Origin of the sequence: Stenotrophomonas sp. (assembly GCF_032099025.1) — a bacterium.
Classification (GTDB): Bacteria; Pseudomonadota; Gammaproteobacteria; order Xanthomonadales; family Xanthomonadaceae; genus Stenotrophomonas.
This window is the reverse complement of the sequence record NZ_DAMCID010000010.1, coordinates 15,233-30,991: the sequence shown is the minus strand read 5'-3', so window position 1 is coordinate 30,991 and position 15,759 is coordinate 15,233. Positions and strand designations below refer to the sequence as shown.

The following is a 15,759-nucleotide window of genomic DNA, read 5'->3' as shown; positions in this document are numbered from 1 at the left end:
CCGGCTGCCTCACAGCAGCGGGATGTCTTCTTCTTTGGTGGGGAATCCAAAGGCTTCGCGCTTCTTTCGGATGTGCTCAGGCATCGGCGGACGCGGGATGTTTCGCGCGATCAGCCATTGCTGGCATTTCTTCTGCCATGGAAGAAGGTCTGGCGTGGTGACCTCCCAATAGATGTCGTCGACCATACGCATGGGGGGCGCCTCGCCCGAACCAGTAAGTATTTTCGTCTTTATCGTCGGGTCCGCGCCGTGTTCCAGCAGCCAGTAGGCGTAGTTGAAGCCGCCCCGGCTGGTGTACAGGCTCAGTATGGTGTCAGCCGAACCCAGATTCGGCTCATTGACGTTGGCGCCATTTTCCGCAAGAAGCTGAACGTTCTTCCACTGATTTCCGCTTAGGAACGCCACATACATCAATGTCTCTCGTGCGGAGCTGCGCGTGTTGGGATCGCCGCCGTGCTTGAGTAGAAGCTCGAGAAATCGAGGGTCCTCCATCTTGGCTGCATAGACCATCGCGTTGTTGAAGCCAAGCCTGCGCCCATCAACCTCTTTGAACTCCCGCACATTGGGATCTGCGCCATTTTCCAGCAATGCGCGCAGTCCTTCGAGGTTCTGCGCCCGCAGCGGCCATGCAATCAGAGGGATGCCGTCGCGACGTGCAAAGCTTTTGTCGGGATCGACACCTTTATCCTTGATCCAGTGTGTGATCGCTGTGGCGTCACCGTTCTCCGTCGCGATAGCCAGTTGCAATGCATTTCCGTCGAAGTAGTCACCTGCGCCATGTGAAGATGATGCGGCACACCCATTGACCATAAAAAGTGTGATCCACATCGCGCTTAGAAGGGCATTTGTCATCGTATTGTGAAGACTGATGCGCATGATCGTCCTGATGTTGAGCCCCCGGAAGACGTGACATTAGCAAAGTGTTCTGCTATTCGATAAGCAGCGCGGCTCGGGGGGACGCGCCTTCACTGTGCAATGGAGCTTGCCATGAGTGGTCCCGATATCGAGGCGCGTGCCCGCGCCATCCAGGAACAGAACCTTCTCGTCCAACAGTTGCGTGAAAACGGCAACGACGACGAAGCAAATCGGCTTCAGGAAACCTATCACGCGCGCGAGATGTCTGGTCTTGCCGCGGATGTCTATAAATCGGCAAATCATGACGGCGAGCCGCCGGCCGGTTGGACGCGTGCAAGTACGGATCCAGAGGCGATGCGTGCTGCTGGAATCAACATGTCTGACGATGAGTTGCGGGATATGTTGGAGCCTCCGCAGTCAGGTTTTCGGGCTGAAATCTATCTTCCTGATAAGCGTGTCTTTGGTGAGGATGCAAAGCCTGTCGTTGTCTACAAGGGATCAACAGGCCAGATCGTTGATCCCCTTGCGCCGGGCGGGAGACGTGAATCAGGCGGTGAAGACTTCCTCAATAATGGGCAGCAGGGCATCGGAATGCGTAGTGATTACTACGACCGCGCCATGCTGCTTGCAACCCGATTGAAAGCGGAAATCGGCGGCAGCTTCGAAATCGCCGGCCACTCCCTCGGTGGCGGCATGGCTTCCGCCGCTTCCGCCGTCACGGGTGCCCGTGCCACGACCTTCAACGCCGCAGGCCTGCATCCCGACACGCCCGCGCGTTTCGCCAAAGAAAGCGGTCTACCCACCTTCAATCCGCAGCAGACCGTGCACACCTACCAGACCGCTGGCGAGGTGTTGAATGACGTACAGAACGGCATGCAGAAACTCAGCGACGAGCAGCGCCGGGGCTACGGTGTGCTCGCCAATGAAATGGGCATGTTGCTGAAAGAACCGGCCATGCAGAAGCTCGTCGGCGACAAGCTGCGCGAGATGATGCCGGCCGGCGCGCAGACCTCGGCCGCGCAGTTCGTCGAACAGCTGGCAACCAAGTCTGGGCAGGAGGCGCTGCGGGACTTTCCCGTGGCGGCAGGCAAGCTGGAGCTGTTGCTGGACGCCAAGATGGTCGACAAGAACGACAAGAACCACGGAATCATCGACCGCCCGAACGTGGCGCCACCCAGCCAGGTGGCCGAGCTGGCCGGCCCGCTGTCACATGCGCTGCATGCCACGGGCTACGGCATGCGCGGTGGCCGCATCATCGGCGAACAGGTCGAGCGGGTGGGTGCCGCCGGCGCGCACGTGCTTGACAGGGTGGGCGATGGTGCCGAGGTCGTGCTCAAGACTGAGGGCATGGCGATTGGCCAGGTGGTGAACTTCGGCTCTGCCACCCTGCAGGTCGGCACCAAGGCCAGTACCACCGTGATCGCGTCCGGACGCGAGCTGACCGGCAGCATCGAAGCCACCCTGCATCGGGCCGAATCGCAGGCGCGCTCGGGTGGCATGTCGGCACTGTCGTGGATCACTGACAAGGTCGGCCTGGACAGCGTGTCCGAGCGTCTGGCCAAGGAGGCCGAGCGCACCCGCAACGACGGCGAACACCGGGCGCAAGGCGCCACCCGCCACGCGCAGTCCGACGCAGACGGTATTCGAGCGGTAGGCGACAGAAGCGCCGCCGCGATCGGCCACAATGGTCAGTGGGTGGCGGGCAAGCTGCAGAACGGGTTTGCCACCGCCGGGGCCTATGTGGACAGCGGTTACGATCTGGCCGCGTCCCATGTGAAGGGGATCACCTCGCACGCGCCGGCGGTCTTCGCTACGGTGGGCGGAGTAGGGGCAGGCCTCACCACGGCGGCGGCCACGCACGTGCCGGCGGGTCCGCCACCGGTAGCGCTGCACAACCTCTCAAACCTCGCCAGGTCGGCGCGCTTGATCGACGAGCTCAGCCCTTCCTTCGGCGAATCGGCGGCCCGCCATGGCATGGGCGATACCGTCATCCCCAGTCTTGATGCGGAACTGATCAAACAGGAAGCCCAGGCCCGGAAACTGCTGGAACAGCACGAACGCATCCAGCAGCCGGCGGAGAAGCACGCGGCCATCGCTGCCGAGCCGTCCACGCTGGTGCTCGGCATCAACGACCCGGGCCACCGGCACTACCATCTTTTCCAGGGCGCCCAGTCCGGCGTGCACGGCATCGATGCCGCCCACAACCGCGTGCCCGACCTGCAGAGCGACCAGCTGGCCGGTGCGCTGGCGGCCAAGGCCAAGCAGGAAGGCCTGGAAAGCATCGAGCGGGTGGTGCTCAGCGAGGACCGCACCCGCGTGTTCGCGGTCGATACCCAAGACCTCACCTCCGTGCACCGCCACCTGGCACAGGTGGACGTGCTGGCCGGCCGCCAGCAGCCGCTCAGCGTGAGCACCGAGCAGGTGGCCGAGGTCAGCCGGCAGCAGGAGCGCACTGCGGCGGCGCCGGCACTGGTGGCCGACCTGGGCGCCGAACAGCGTGAGCAGGAGCAGCAGGCCGCGCGCCGCATGGGCTGACGCCTCTGGCTCTGTTGGTGGCTGAACCGCCGGCAGGGCCAGGTTTGCCCCGCACGGGCGGGTTCCATCCGGTGCCGCCAATGCGGTACAGTCGCCGGGTGTCCATTCTGACGACCCCGCATACCCTTTCTTCCGCTCGCCGTTGGTGGCGATGGTGGCCTGTTGCCGTCGTCCGTCCCGCCACCGCCGTTTCCCGGAAGGAAAGTCGTCTTGATCACGTTCGAGCAGTTCCAGCAGCAGGCCGCTGAAGGCCACACCCGCATCCCCGTCGTCCGCGAAGTGCTGTCCGACCTGGACACGCCGCTTTCGGTCTATCTGAAGCTCGCCGACGGCCCGCATACCTATCTGTTTGAATCGGTCGAAGGCGGCGAACGCTTCGGGCGCTATTCCATCATCGGCCTGCCGGCGCGCCGGGTGTACGCCTTCCACGGCCACACCCTGACCATCAGCGAGTCCGGCCAGACGGGGGAAACCCGCGAGGTGGCCGATCCGTTCACCGAGGTCGAGGCGCTGCGCAGCGCCCACTCGGTCCCCAAACTGGCGGGCCTGCCGGGCTTCACCGGTGGGCTGGTGGGCTGGTTCGGGTTCGAGTGCATCGGCTATATCGAACCGCGCCTGGCACCGCCACGTGGCCGCGATGAGCTGGGTACCCCGGACATCCTGCTGCTGCACTCCGAAGAACTGGCGGTGTTCGACAACCTCAAAGGTCGGCTGTACCTGATCGTGCATGCCGACCCCAGCCAGACCGGCGCATGGGACGAGGCGCAGGCGCGGCTGGACGGCCTGGTGGCCAAGCTGCGCGCCCCGGGCGCGGGCTATCCGGCGCCGATCACCCGCGACGTGCTGGACGAGAACGACTTCGTGTCGGGCTTCACCCGCGAAGGCTTCATTGCCGCGGTCGACAAGTCAAAGGAATACATCCGCGCCGGTGACATCTTCCAGGTGGTGCTGAGCCAGCGCCTGAGCGTGCCGTTCAAGGCGCGGCCGGTTGACGTGTACCGTGCGCTGCGCGCGTTGAATCCCTCGCCGTACATGTACTTCCTCGATACCGGCGACGTGCAGGTGGTCGGCTCCTCGCCGGAAATCCTGGTGCGTCTGCAGGACGGCGAAGTGACCGTGCGCCCGATCGCCGGCACCCGCCCGCGCGGTGCGACGGTGGAAGAGGACAATGCGCTGGAAGCCGAACTGCTGGCCGATCCGAAGGAGCGTGCCGAGCACCTGATGCTGATCGACCTGGGCCGCAACGATGCCGGTCGTGTCTCCAAGGCCGGCACCGTCGAAGTGGGCGAGCAGTTCGTGATCGAACGCTACAGTCATGTCATGCACATCGTGAGCGAAGTGACCGGCCAGCTGCAGCCGGGCCTGAGCTATGCAGACGTGCTGCGCGCGACGTTCCCGGCCGGCACGGTCAGCGGCGCGCCGAAGATCCGCGCGCTGGAAGTGGTCCGCGAACTGGAGCCGATCAAGCGCAACGTGTATGCCGGCAGCATCGGCTACATCGGTTGGCACGGCGACGCCGACACCGCGATCGCGATCCGCACCGCGGTGATCAAGGATGGCCGCCTGCACGTGCAGGCCGGCGCCGGCATTGTTTACGACTCGGACCCGGGCAAGGAATGGGACGAGACCATGAACAAGGGGCGTGCGCTGTTCCGCGCCGTCGCGCAGGCCGCCAAGGGCCTGTGATTCTTCCGTGCCGTGGCCAGCACCACGGCGTCCGCTGCAACCATTGACAGGGAATACTGCATGAAGCTGCTGAGCGCACTGCTGTTGTCGTCCACGCTGGCCGTTGCGGCCCCGAATGTGTGGGCGCAGGCCAATACCGTTCCGTCCGAACCGCATCTGCTGGTCAAGGGGAACGCCAGCCGCACCGTACTGCCAGACCGCTTCGTGGTGAAGATTGCGCTGGAGTCGGTGGACATGCAGACGGACATCGCCAGAAAGCGCGTGCAGGCCAACAGCGAGCGGGTGATGCAGCTGTTTGCCCAGCATGGCGCCATTGCCGATACGGTGCGCGCTGACAATCTCAGCATCGAGCCGTCCACGCGCTACGACGACGGCAAGGACGTTTTTGAAGGCACGGCCGTAAGCCGTGACCTGGAAGCCGCGTTCCCGACCGCCCAGGCCCTGCAGGCTTTTCTCGGCGGACTGAAAGCCAGCCGCGAAGTGCAGGTGAGCACCGCAACGCCGACCTACTCGGGCGCAGCCCGCCTGCGTGCCGAGCTGAAGGCGGAAGCGGCAGCACAGACGCGTGCTTCGGCGAAGGGTCTCGCCGAGGCCTATGGCGCGCGGATCACCGGGCTGTACAGCATTTCCGACGTGGCGCCGAGCTTCGCTTACGGTGTCCAGGCCGGCACCTGGCCGACGTCGCCCGGCGCACCGGACCGTGAGGACTATGCCGAGGGCCGCGCGCTGGATCGCGTGCAGGTCACCGGCTCCCGCGCCGGAGCACCGTCCACGGTGGGCGAGTTGCTTGCCGCCGCCCCCATCACGTACACCGAAAACGTGTACGCCATTTTCCTCATCAAAGACGGATCCTGATCATGTTGTTGATGCTCGACAACTACGACAGCTTTACTTACAACCTCGTGCAGTACCTGCAGACGCTGGGTGCTGACGTGAAGGTGGTGCGCAACGACGCGTTGAGCGTCGATGAGATCGCCGCGCTCGCGCCCGAGCGCATCGTGATCTCGCCCGGCCCGTGCACGCCCAACGAAGCGGGCGTGTCGCTGGAGCTGATCCAGCGCCTCGGCCCGACCACGCCCATCCTCGGCGTGTGCCTCGGCCACCAGGGCATCGGCCAGGTCTACGGCGGCGATGTGATCCGCGCGGGCACCATCATGCACGGCAAGACCTCCTCTATCCGGCACGAAGGCAAGGGTGTGTTCGCGGGCCTGCCGGACCGCTACCAGGCCACCCGTTACCACTCGCTGGTGGTGGACAAGAGCACGCTGCCCGCGTGCCTGGAAGTCACCGCCTGGACCGAGAACGAGGACGGCACCGTCGAGGAGATCATGGGGCTGCGTCATCGCGAGCATCCGGTCGAAGGCGTGCAGTTCCACCCCGAATCGATCCTCACCGAGCACGGCCACGCCCTGCTGAAGAACTTCCTGCAGCGCTGAAGCGCCGCACCCGCACCGCAAAGGAACCCCGCGCATGACCTTCTCCCCCCAGGAAGCCCTGCAACGCACGATCGAGCACCGCGAGATTTTCTTCGACGAGATGGTCGACCTGATGCGCCAGGTGATGCGCGGTGAAGTCTCGCCGGTGATGACCGCCGCGATCCTCACCGGCCTGCGGGTGAAGAAGGAAACCGTGGGTGAGATCGCCGGCGCGGCCACGGTGATGCGCGAGCTGGCACTGGCCGTGCCGGTTGAGGACCGCACCCATCTGATCGATATCGTCGGCACCGGCGGCGACGGCTCGCATACGTTCAACATTTCCACCTGCGCCATGTTCGTGGTCGCTGCGGCCGGGGCCAAGGTAGCCAAGCACGGCAACCGCAGCGTCTCGTCAAAGTCCGGCAGCGCCGATGCGGTAGAAGCGCTGGGCGCGATCATCGAACTGCGTCCGGAAGAAGTGGCGCGTGCGATCAGCGAAACCGGTATCGGCTTCATGTTCGCGCCGATGCACCACCCGGCGATGAAGGTGGTGGCGCCGGTGCGTCGCGAGATGGGCGTGCGCACCATTTTCAACATCCTCGGCCCGCTGACCAATCCGGTCGGCGCCACCAACGTGCTGATGGGCGTGTTCCATCCGGACCTGGTCGGCATCCAGGCGCGCGTGCTGCGCGAACTGGGTGCCGAGCGCGCCATGGTGGTGTGGGGGCGCGACAACATGGATGAGATCTCGCTGGGCGCCGGCACCCTGGTGGGCGAGCTGCGCGATGGCAAGGTGCGCGAATACGAGATCCATCCGGAGGACTTCGGCATTGCCATGTCCGCCAGCCGCAACCTGAAAGTGAGCGACCCGGAAGAATCCATCGCCATGCTGCGCGGGGTGCTGGACAACCAGCCCGGCCCGGCACTGGACATCGTGGCGCTCAATGCCGGCGCGGCGCTGTACGTGGCCGGCGTGGCGAGCAGCATCGCCGACGGCCTGGCTCGCGCCCGCGCGGCCATTGCCGACGGCAGCGCGCGCCAGCGCATGCAGGAATACGTCGACGCCACCCGCCGTATCCGCACCGCGGGCTGAGCCCCGCCTTCACGCATTGCCCGTGGCTGGCCGATAATGGCCGCCCTGAAGGACCCCGAACGACATGAGCGACAAGAGCGACATCCTCGAGACCATCCTGGCCCGCAAGGCCGTCGAAGTGGCCGAGCGCCGTGCCCGGGTACCCCTGGAAGCGCTGCAGGCCCGCCTGGCCGATGCCTCGCCCGTGCGCGGTTTCGCCGACGCGCTGCAGGCCTCGATCAGGGCCGGCAACCCGGCGGTGATTGCCGAGGTGAAGAAGGCCAGCCCCTCCAAGGGCGTGATCCGCCCGGACTTCCACCCGGCCGATATCGCGGTCAGCTACGAGTTCGGCGGTGCCAGCTGCCTGTCGGTGCTGACCGACGTCGATTTCTTCCAGGGGTCGGATGCCTACCTGCAGCAGGCGCGCGAGGCATGCACCCTGCCGGTGCTGCGCAAGGACTTCGTGATCGATGCCTACCAGGTCTACGAAGCCCGCGTGCTGGGCGCGGACTGCATCCTGCTGATCGTGGCCGCGCTGGATGACCGCCAGCTGGCCGAACTGTCGGACCTGGCCATGCAGCTGGGCATGGACGTGCTGGTGGAGGTGCATGACATCGACGAGCTTGAGCGTGCCATCCAGGTGCCGGTGCCGTTGATCGGCATCAACAACCGCAACCTGCGCACCTTCGAGGTGTCGCTGCAGACCACCCTGGACATGCGTCAGGCGGTGCCGCGCGACCGCCTGCTGGTCACCGAAAGCGGCATCCTGGGCCCGGACGACGTCACGCTGATGCGTAACGCAGGCGTGCATGCCTTCCTGGTGGGCGAAGCCTTCATGCGGGTGGAAGAACCCGGCGAGGGCCTGCGTCAGCTATTCTTCAGCGCATGACTGCGATCTACCCGACTCCGCGTGATGACGCGCCGCTGGTGGTCTTCGATTTCGACCACACCCTCTACGACGGCGATTCCGGCAGCCACCTGTTCGCGTCGCTGATCAAGCGCAATCCGCTGCGGTTGCTGGCGGCGCTGCTGGTCACGCCCATCGCCGGGCCGCTGGTGGCGATGCTGCCGACGCGGCGCCGCGGCATCTCGGCCTATGTCTGGATCGCCACCTTCGGGTTGCACCGCGCGCGCGACTTCAACCGGGTCATCGACGCCTACGTGCTCAAGCACGAGGCGCAGCTGCGCGCTAAGCTGTTGCCGCAGGCGCTGGCCGTCTTCGCGGCGCATCGCGCGCAGGGCGACCGCGTGGTGGTGGCCACGGGCGCGCCGCCGGAGCTGGCCCGCGCCATCCTGGCGTTCGTCGCCCACCAGGGCGTGCCGGTGATCGGCAGCGAGGTGGGGCCGCGCTTCGGTGCGGTGGGGGCCACCCGCCACTGCCACAACGAAGAGAAGATGCGCATGCTGCGCGAGCGCGGCTATGGCGACATCGACGTGGCCTACTCGGACAGCACCGCCGACCTGCCGCTGCTGCTGGCGGCGAAGGAGCCGGTGGTGGTGAACCCGAAGGTGTCGCGCGTGGCTTATTTCCGCCAGGTGCTGAAGCCGGGGACGCGCATCCTCAACTGGGGTTGTGTGGATCGGGGCGGGGACAAGGCCTGACGGGGCGGAAATCTGCAGCTCCGATGACGCGCGGGACTTCATCTTGACCGAGGAGCCGGCCAGCGGCCGGCAGTACGCGCGGGACTTCATCTTGACCGAGGAGCCGGCCAGCGGCCGGCACTACGACCACCAGGCGTGCAGGGCGCGGCTGATCTGGAACAGGCTGATCGAGAGCACCAGCACGCCCACCGCCACCAGCACCCAGCGCTCCTTCACCCGCTTCACCAGCACGGCCGCCAGCGGGGCGGCCATCATGCCGCCGATCATCAGGCCGGCCACGATGTTCAGGTACTGCAGGCCCATCGAGAGCAGGAAGGTGATCGAGACCGCCAGGGTCACCACGAACTCGGCTGCATTGACCGTGCCGATGGTGGTCCGGGCCTGGCCGCCGCGGGCCAACAAGGTGGAGGTGGCTACCGGCCCCCAGCCGCCGCCGCCGCTGGCGTCGAGCAGGCCCGCGAAGAAGCCCAGCACCGGCACCCGCTTCACTTCCTGCCGCGGTACCAGCCGTCCCGCCGCGCGCAGCAGGATGAAGATCGCCAGGATCAGCAGATAGGCGTAGATGAAGGGTCGGATGGCGTCGCCCGGCAGCTGGGTGAGCACATAGGCGCCAACGATTCCGCCGACCGCGCCAGGCAGGGCCAGGCGCAGGAACAACCGCCGGTCCACATTGCCGGCCGCCAGGTGCGAAACCCCCGACGCGCCGGTGGTGAACACCTCGGCGGTGTGCACGCTGGCGCTGACCGCCGCCGGCGGCAGGCCCATGCTGAGCATCACCGAGGACGAGACGAGCCCGAACGCCATGCCCAGCGCGCCGTCCACGAGCTGCGCGCCAAGCCCGATCAGGATGAACCAGTAGAATTCGCTGCCAGGTGCCATGTTCCCCAGCCTAGCCGGTAACGGTGAAGGCCGCGATACGGCGTGACAACCAACGGTTGTCACCTACCGGCCTCCAGGACTACGAAGGGGTAGCACCCCAAGGGAACGGCAGGAGCCGTTGCCAACGTCGCATGGCGACGGCCCGAAGGGTGCCCGCCAGGAGGGTGGGCATACCGTGGGTGGGGTGACGGCGCACCGCGCCGGCGCTTACCGCGTGCCGTAAAGAACGACGGTCTTGCCACGGGCATGCAGCAGCCCGTCGCTCTGCAGCTTCTTGAGCACGCGGCCGGCCATTTCACGCGAGCAGCCGACCAGGCGGGCCAGCTCCTGCCGGGAGACGCGCAGCTGGGTGCCCTGCGGGTGGCTCATGGCCTCCGGTTCGCGGGCCAGGTCGTGCAGGGTGCGCACGATCCGGTCGGTGACGTCCAGGAACGCCAGGCGGCTGGCCTTGCGGCTGGTGTCCAGCAGGCGCTTGGAGATCTGCTGCCCCAGCGCGTACAGCAGGCGCGGGGCATCGGCCGACAGCGGGCCCAGGAACAGCTGGTGCAGCCGCTCGTAACTGATTTCGGCCAGCTCGCAGGGGGTCCGGGTGCGCAGGATGACCTCGCGGCGGTCCGATTCAACGAACAGGCCCATCTCGCCGACGAACTCGCCGGAGCCGAAGTAGCCCAGGACCAGCTCACGGTCGTCTTCTTCTTCAGCAATTATTGAGACCGAGCCGCTGATGACGTAGTACAGCGTGCCGGCGGGGTCCCCAGGCCGGAAAACGTCGGTGCGGGCCGGATAGCGGCGACGGTGGCTGTGGGCTAGAAAGCGATCAATGGTGGCGATGTCCAGGGCCAATGGACTCGTGGCAAGGCGCACAGATGACACGTTGAGGCGCTCCCTTTGCTCATGAACAATTCACGGCTATATGCCGCGAGCTTAACGATCAGGGTTGTTAAGGGCAAACCCCAACACAGCAACTTGTTTCAATGCAAGTTTCGCCCTCGATCACTTTGCCCCATAATTGATCCTTTCCCACCACACACAGGATCGACCGCCGTGGTCAAGCCGTTGCCTCGCCTGAGGTTGCAGGGTTTCAACAACCTCACCAAGGCGCTGAGCTTCAACATCTATGACGTGTGTTACGCCCGCACCGAAGAGGAGCGTCAGCGTTACATTGAATACATCGATGAAGAGTACAACGCCGATAGGCTGACTCAGATCTTGACCGATGTCGCCGAGATCATCGGCGCCAACATCCTCAACGTCGCGCGCCAGGACTACGATCCGCAGGGCGCTTCGGTGACGATCCTGATCTCCGAAGAACCGGTGATCGACAAGAAGCTGGCGGGCAAGGAGTTGATCTCCGACGCCGTGGTAGCGCACATGGACAAGAGCCACATCACGGTCCATACCTACCCCGAAACCCACCCGCAGGAAGGCATCGCAACGTTCCGCGCGGACATCGATGTGGCTACCTGTGGCGTGATTTCGCCGCTGAAGGCGCTGAACTATCTGATCGAGAGTCTGGAATCGGACATCGTGATCATGGACTACCGCGTCCGTGGCTTCACCCGTGACGTGAAGGGCAAGAAGCACTACATCGATCACAAGATCAACTCGATCCAGAACTTCCTGGCCAAGAACATCAAGTCGCGTTACGAGATGTTCGACGTCAACGTCTATCAGGAAAACATCTTCCACACGAAGATGCACCTGAAGGACTTCGACCTGGACCAGTACCTGTTCGAGGAAAAGGCCAAGAACATCTCGTTCAAGGAACGCATGAAGATCGAAGCGCTGCTCAAGCGCGAGATCGAAGAGCTGTTCCACGGCCGCAATCTGTCCGAGTAAGAGCCATGACACCCGCCCGGGCCTGGCCCGGGCGGTGCTGCACAAGGCGGGACGTCCCGCCCTGTGGAACATCTGTTTTGCGCAGAATTAATGTTCCACGGCACGTTACCGACGACGGTCCGGTGTGAAGACACCGGGCCGTTTTGTTTTTGTTTAGGAGGCAAACCCATGCCCTGGATCTACCTGCTGTTCGCCGGCCTGTTTGAAATCGGCTTCGCGCTCGGCCTCAAGTACAGCGACGGCTTCAGCAAGCCCTGGCCCACGGTGGCCACCCTCATCTCGGCCGGCATCAGCCTGTACCTGCTCACCCAGGCCCTGCGCACCATCCCGGTGGGTACCGGCTACGCGATCTGGACCGGCATCGGCGCGCTGGGCGTGGCGGTGCTGGGCATCTTCCTGTTTGGCGACAGCGCCTCGGCGCCGCGCCTGGCCTGCATTGGCCTGATCGTGGCCGGTGTGATCGGCCTGAAGCTCGTTTCGGGGTAACGCCATCGCATTCGCGCTGGCACTCCCACGGTTCGCTGCGCGAACCGCGGGCCCCCCCCGAATCTGGGGGCTTTTCCCCAGATGCAACCGGCGCGGTGACGGCTTAAAGGCGGTACGCGATGGTCTTCATGACCTTGGACGCCAAGGCCATCACGCCTGGGATCGGGAATGGCAGCTTCCGTGCGCCGGCGTGCTCGGCATGATCGGCGTGGCGGGCCTCGTCGATCTTCATCACCTTCAGGATCTCGCGGCTGCGCTGGTCGACCGGGGGCAGGGTGTCGAGGTGCTCATCCAGGTGCGCCTCGACCTGGCGCTCGGTTTCCACCACGAAGCCCAGGTTCCAGCCGTCGCCGCGCAGCCCGGCCAGGGTGCCGATGGTGTAGCTGCCGGCATACCAGATCGGGTTGAACAGGCTGGGGCGGCTGTCCAGTTCGCGCAGGCGTTGCGCGCACCAGGCCAGGTGATCGGTTTCTTCCTGGGCGGCCTCGAGCAGGTGCGCGCGGGTTTCCGGCTCCCGGGCAACCGCGGCCTGGCCGAAGTACAGGCCCTGTGCGCAGACCTCGCCGACATGGTTGATCCGCATCAGGCCGGCCGCATGGCGGCGGGCCGGGTCGGGCATCTGCACGTCCGGGGTCGCCTCGGCCGGGTAGGGGCGGCTGGCCGGCGGGTTGCCGAACACCGTGTCCAGTGCACGCTGGGCCTCGGTGAGCAGGTGGTCGAGCGGAGTGATCTGGCGGAACGCGGTCATGCGGGCAGGCATCGCGGCGGGGGAGGGTCGATTCTCGCCCCCCGGGACCGGCCTGCCAACCCGCCACCGGGGCCAACTTGCATGTGCGCCGGATGGCCAGTACAATCCCGCCTCTTCACAACGCGTGGCAGAGTTCCGGCCGCTTCAAGGCCGTAATGAGCCCGACCTACTTGAGTTCTTTCATGAGCACTTTCACTGCAAAGTCCGAGACCGTCCAGCGCGACTGGTATCTCGTCGACGCTTCCGGCAAGACGCTGGGCCGTCTGTCCACCGAGCTGGCCCGCCGTCTGCGCGGCAAGCACAAGCCGGTCTACACCCCCCACGTTGATACCGGTGATTACCTGGTTGTCATCAATGCAGAAAAGATTGCCGTCACCGGCAACAAGCTGCAGGACAAGCTGTACCACCGCTTCACTGGCTACATCGGCAACCTGAAGACCGAAACTCTGGCCCAGGCGCTCGAGCGCCACCCGGAGCGTGTCATCGAGACCGCCGTCAAGGGCATGCTGCCGAAGGGCCCGCTGGGCCGCGCCATGTACCGCAAGCTCAAGGTGTACTCGGGTTCCGAGCACCCGCACGCCGCTCAGCAGCCTCAGGTTCTGGATATCTAATCATGGCTATCACGCAAAACTACGGCACCGGCCGCCGCAAGTCCTCCACCGCCCGCGTGTTCCTGCGCAAGGGCGCCGGCAACATCACCGTCAACGGCCGTCCGCTGGACGAGTTCTTTGGCCGTGAGACTGCACGCATGATCGTGCGTCAGCCGCTGGAACTGACCAAGAACACCGAATCGTTCGACATCATGGTCACCGCCGCTGGCGGCGGCACCACCGGCCAGGCCGGTGCGATCCGTCTGGGCATCGCCCGTGCACTGGTCGAGTACGACGAAACCCTGAAGTCCGAGCTGCGCAAGGCTGGCTTCATGACCCGTGACGCCCGTGAAGTCGAGCGTAAGAAGGTCGGCCTGCACAAGGCACGTCGCGCCACCCAGTTCTCCAAGCGCTGATCCATCGCGCCTGGCGTGGGATCCCTCGGGATCCCGCTGGGAGGAACGCAAAAGCCCGGCTTCGGCCGGGCTTTTGTCGTTTCTGCGGTGGCGCGGGGGCTTACACCGCCCCGGGCTCGCCCTTGGTCTTGCTGCGCGGCCAGTAGCCGCCGCCGCGCTTGGGTGCCGGCGCGCGCTTGCGCGGGCGGTCGTGCCCGGCCGTGTGCCCGGGCATCCAGGCTTCCTGGGCCGACTTGGGCATGGATTCCACACCGGTGCCGGCGATGCCGCGTGCCAAGGGCGCCAAGTGGCGAAGCGCGCGCGCGTAGACGCCACGCTTGAACATCACCACGTGCTCCACCGGGTACCAGAAGTCCACCCAGCGCCACTGATCGAACTCGGGGCTGTCGGTGTGGTCCAGCTTCACATGGGATTCGTCGCCAGACAGCCGCAGCAGGAACCACACCTGCTTCTGGCCGATGCAGACCTGCCGCTCATTGCGGCGGATGGCACGGGCCGGCAGGCGATAGCGCAGCCAGCCGGGTGTCGCGCCAAGCACTTCAACATGCTCAGGCAACAACCCGGTTTCCTCGTGCAACTCTCGATACATGGCTTCGACAGGCGTCTCGTCGGTATTCATGCCGCCCTGCGGGAACTGCCAGCCATCCCGGCGCACTCGTCGTGCCCAGAACACCTGCCCGTCCTGCCGCATCAGCACGATGCCGACGTTCGGTCGATAGCCGTCCGGATCGATCACGATGCGGACTCCTAGAAAAATCTACTGGTCAGGACTGTGACACGCTCGGTGTCCAGTCACAAGCGTGATGAAAAGGTGTTGACAGATTCTGTTTACATCTCCAGAATTACCGGCTCACTAGGGCTATGTAGCTCAGCCGGTTAGAGCACAGCACTCATAATGCTGGGGTCGGTGGTTCGAGTCCACCCATAGCCACCAAGTTCGCTTGGTTTTCTAGTGAAAAAGTGCAACAATTGCACGCGCATTTTGCCCCGTAGCCAAGCGGTAAGGCACCTGACTCTGACTCAGGCATCGGTGGTTCGAATCCATCCGGGGCAGCCAAACACGAAAGAAGGCCGATCGAAAGATCGGCCTTTTTTTTGTTTCCGGCGGCGGTCTTCACGCGGGTCCTTGGCCACGCACGCTGAACCGTATCGAGAATGATTCAGATACGAAATTGACAACGATTCGCGTTTCGATTGGAATAGCCAAAGGCCGATATGGCCTGTCTGCCGAGTCCGCACGTGTACGTCTGCATCTGCAATGGGGTAACCGACCACCAGATCCGCGAGGCCGCCCTGAGCGGTGTCGCCAGCGTGTCCGAGCTGACCATGCGCACCGGTTGCGGCGCCACCTGTGGGTCCTGCCTGGACATGGCGGCGGACCTGCTGGCCAAGGCCCGCAACACCCACGACCTGCCGCTGCCCGTACTGGGCCTGGCGCAGGTCGCCTGACAGACGAACCGGCTGCGTAGAGCCGGCTGGGTAGAGCCGACTGTTAGTCGGCTGCTCTTCCCGCACGTCCACGCGAACGGCCAGCCGACTAACAGTCGGCTCTACCCAGTCGGCGTCACGGACCATTTCCGTCCAGTCGGCGTCACCGGAACGTTGCCGTCCGGTTGGCGTCACCGGAACATTTCCG

The 15,759-nt window shown here is 65.0% G+C and carries 17 protein-coding genes and 2 tRNA genes; 14 read left to right on the top strand and 5 right to left on the bottom strand.

Translation table 11 applies throughout. The features are described 5' to 3' along the window. Window positions 1-9 precede the first annotated feature (9 nt). Entirely contained in the window at window positions 10-876 is an 867-nt protein-coding gene (locus RT456_RS08935; protein WP_313345342.1) for an ankyrin repeat domain-containing protein, read from the bottom strand. 111 nt (window positions 877-987) lie between these two features. On the opposite strand from RT456_RS08935, the gene RT456_RS08930 reads away from it, so the two are divergent. The 7 genes from RT456_RS08930 to RT456_RS08900 all read left to right on the top strand — a co-directional run bounded on the left by RT456_RS08930 (window position 988) and on the right by RT456_RS08900 (window position 9,165). Further along, entirely contained in the window at window positions 988-3,390 is a 2,403-nt protein-coding gene (locus RT456_RS08930; protein ID WP_313345340.1) for an XVIPCD domain-containing protein, read from the top strand. Between the two features lie 210 nt (window positions 3,391-3,600). Further along, a complete protein-coding gene (gene trpE, locus RT456_RS08925; RefSeq protein WP_313345337.1) occupies window positions 3,601-5,076 on the top strand; it encodes an anthranilate synthase component I in 1,476 nt (491 codons plus the stop codon). A gap of 60 nt (window positions 5,077-5,136) precedes the next feature. Then, window positions 5,137-5,931, top strand: a complete 795-nt coding sequence (locus RT456_RS08920) for an SIMPL domain-containing protein (protein WP_313345611.1) — start codon at window positions 5,137-5,139, stop codon at window positions 5,929-5,931. Window positions 5,932-5,933: 2 nt separating this feature from the next. Continuing rightward, window positions 5,934-6,512 carry an aminodeoxychorismate/anthranilate synthase component II gene (locus RT456_RS08915; protein WP_313345335.1) on the top strand — a complete coding sequence of 193 codons (579 nt, stop codon included), beginning with the start codon at window positions 5,934-5,936 and terminating at the stop codon, window positions 6,510-6,512. 34 nt (window positions 6,513-6,546) lie between these two features. Continuing rightward, a complete protein-coding gene (gene trpD, locus RT456_RS08910) occupies window positions 6,547-7,584 on the top strand; it encodes an anthranilate phosphoribosyltransferase (protein ID WP_313345332.1) in 1,038 nt (345 codons plus the stop codon). A 64-nt stretch (window positions 7,585-7,648) separates the two neighbouring features. Further along, the gene (gene trpC, locus RT456_RS08905; protein WP_313345329.1) at window positions 7,649-8,452 is read left to right on the top strand and encodes an indole-3-glycerol phosphate synthase TrpC; all 804 of its coding nucleotides are present in this window, start codon (window positions 7,649-7,651) and stop codon (window positions 8,450-8,452) included. Continuing rightward, window positions 8,449-9,165: a haloacid dehalogenase-like hydrolase gene (locus tag RT456_RS08900; protein ID WP_313345327.1), complete on the top strand. Its 717-nt coding sequence runs from the start codon at window positions 8,449-8,451 to the stop codon at window positions 9,163-9,165. Before trpC ends, RT456_RS08900 begins: the two co-directional genes overlap by 4 nt. A 120-nt stretch (window positions 9,166-9,285) precedes the next feature. Here RT456_RS08900 and RT456_RS08895 read toward each other — a convergent pair whose 3' ends face one another. After that, a complete protein-coding gene (locus RT456_RS08895) occupies window positions 9,286-10,044 on the bottom strand; it encodes a sulfite exporter TauE/SafE family protein (protein WP_313345325.1) in 759 nt (252 codons plus the stop codon). 207 nt (window positions 10,045-10,251) lie between these two features. Next, a complete protein-coding gene (gene crp, locus RT456_RS08890) occupies window positions 10,252-10,917 on the bottom strand; it encodes a cAMP-activated global transcriptional regulator CRP (protein ID WP_313345323.1) in 666 nt (221 codons plus the stop codon). Between the two features lie 171 nt (window positions 10,918-11,088). Here crp and speD point away from each other — a divergent pair, with 171 nt between their 5' ends. Both speD and RT456_RS08880 read left to right on the top strand, forming a co-directional pair. Continuing rightward, on the top strand, window positions 11,089-11,883 hold the full coding sequence (speD, locus tag RT456_RS08885) for an adenosylmethionine decarboxylase (protein WP_017354544.1): 795 nt from the start codon (window positions 11,089-11,091) through the stop codon (window positions 11,881-11,883). A 168-nt stretch (window positions 11,884-12,051) separates the two neighbouring features. Then, window positions 12,052-12,369 (top strand): multidrug efflux SMR transporter, encoded by a 318-nt coding sequence (locus RT456_RS08880; protein ID WP_313345320.1) that lies wholly within the window; start codon window positions 12,052-12,054, stop codon window positions 12,367-12,369. A 103-nt stretch (window positions 12,370-12,472) separates the two neighbouring features. Here RT456_RS08880 and coq7 read toward each other — a convergent pair whose 3' ends face one another. After that, window positions 12,473-13,117: a 2-polyprenyl-3-methyl-6-methoxy-1,4-benzoquinone monooxygenase gene (gene coq7, locus RT456_RS08875; protein ID WP_313345317.1), complete on the bottom strand. Its 645-nt coding sequence runs from the start codon at window positions 13,115-13,117 to the stop codon at window positions 12,473-12,475. Between the two features lie 182 nt (window positions 13,118-13,299). Here coq7 and rplM point away from each other — a divergent pair, with 182 nt between their 5' ends. Next, window positions 13,300-13,728 carry a 50S ribosomal protein L13 gene (rplM, locus tag RT456_RS08870; RefSeq protein WP_017354548.1) on the top strand — a complete coding sequence of 143 codons (429 nt, stop codon included), beginning with the start codon at window positions 13,300-13,302 and terminating at the stop codon, window positions 13,726-13,728. A gap of 2 nt (window positions 13,729-13,730) precedes the next feature. Then, on the top strand, window positions 13,731-14,123 hold the full coding sequence (gene rpsI, locus RT456_RS08865; RefSeq protein ID WP_017354549.1) for a 30S ribosomal protein S9: 393 nt from the start codon (window positions 13,731-13,733) through the stop codon (window positions 14,121-14,123). 100 nt (window positions 14,124-14,223) lie between these two features. Here rpsI and RT456_RS08860 read toward each other — a convergent pair whose 3' ends face one another. Continuing rightward, window positions 14,224-14,859 (bottom strand): RNA pyrophosphohydrolase, encoded by a 636-nt coding sequence (locus RT456_RS08860; protein ID WP_313345314.1) that lies wholly within the window; start codon window positions 14,857-14,859, stop codon window positions 14,224-14,226. 121 nt (window positions 14,860-14,980) lie between these two features. Between RT456_RS08860 and RT456_RS08855 the strand changes: the two genes are divergently transcribed. From RT456_RS08855 to RT456_RS08845, 3 genes are all read left to right on the top strand, one after another. After that, window positions 14,981-15,057 (top strand) — tRNA-Met (locus RT456_RS08855). 49 nt (window positions 15,058-15,106) lie between these two features. Beyond that, window positions 15,107-15,180 (top strand) — tRNA-Gln (locus RT456_RS08850). 182 nt (window positions 15,181-15,362) lie between these two features. After that, window positions 15,363-15,572: a bacterioferritin-associated ferredoxin gene (locus RT456_RS08845; RefSeq protein ID WP_313345311.1), complete on the top strand. Its 210-nt coding sequence runs from the start codon at window positions 15,363-15,365 to the stop codon at window positions 15,570-15,572. Window positions 15,573-15,759 lie beyond the last annotated feature (187 nt).

Bases quoted from the DNA above. Each gene is read 5' to 3' on its own strand.
- RT456_RS08935 (WP_313345342.1), bottom strand. From the start codon at position 876: ATGCGCATCAGTCTTCACAATACGATGACAAATGCCCTTCTAAGCGCG.
- RT456_RS08930 (WP_313345340.1), top strand. From the start codon at position 988: ATGAGTGGTCCCGATATCGAGGCGCGTGCCCGCGCCATCCAGGAACAG.
- RT456_RS08920 (WP_313345611.1), top strand. From the start codon at position 5,137: ATGAAGCTGCTGAGCGCACTGCTGTTGTCGTCCACGCTGGCCGTTGCG.
- RT456_RS08915 (WP_313345335.1), top strand. From the start codon at position 5,934: ATGTTGTTGATGCTCGACAACTACGACAGCTTTACTTACAACCTCGTG.
- trpD (WP_313345332.1), top strand. From the start codon at position 6,547: ATGACCTTCTCCCCCCAGGAAGCCCTGCAACGCACGATCGAGCACCGC.
- trpC (WP_313345329.1), top strand. From the start codon at position 7,649: ATGAGCGACAAGAGCGACATCCTCGAGACCATCCTGGCCCGCAAGGCC.
- RT456_RS08900 (WP_313345327.1), top strand. From the start codon at position 8,449: ATGACTGCGATCTACCCGACTCCGCGTGATGACGCGCCGCTGGTGGTC.
- RT456_RS08895 (WP_313345325.1), bottom strand. From the start codon at position 10,044: ATGGCACCTGGCAGCGAATTCTACTGGTTCATCCTGATCGGGCTTGGC.
- RT456_RS08880 (WP_313345320.1), top strand. From the start codon at position 12,052: ATGCCCTGGATCTACCTGCTGTTCGCCGGCCTGTTTGAAATCGGCTTC.
- coq7 (WP_313345317.1), bottom strand. From the start codon at position 13,117: ATGACCGCGTTCCGCCAGATCACTCCGCTCGACCACCTGCTCACCGAG.
- rplM (WP_017354548.1), top strand. From the start codon at position 13,300: ATGAGCACTTTCACTGCAAAGTCCGAGACCGTCCAGCGCGACTGGTAT.
- rpsI (WP_017354549.1), top strand. From the start codon at position 13,731: ATGGCTATCACGCAAAACTACGGCACCGGCCGCCGCAAGTCCTCCACC.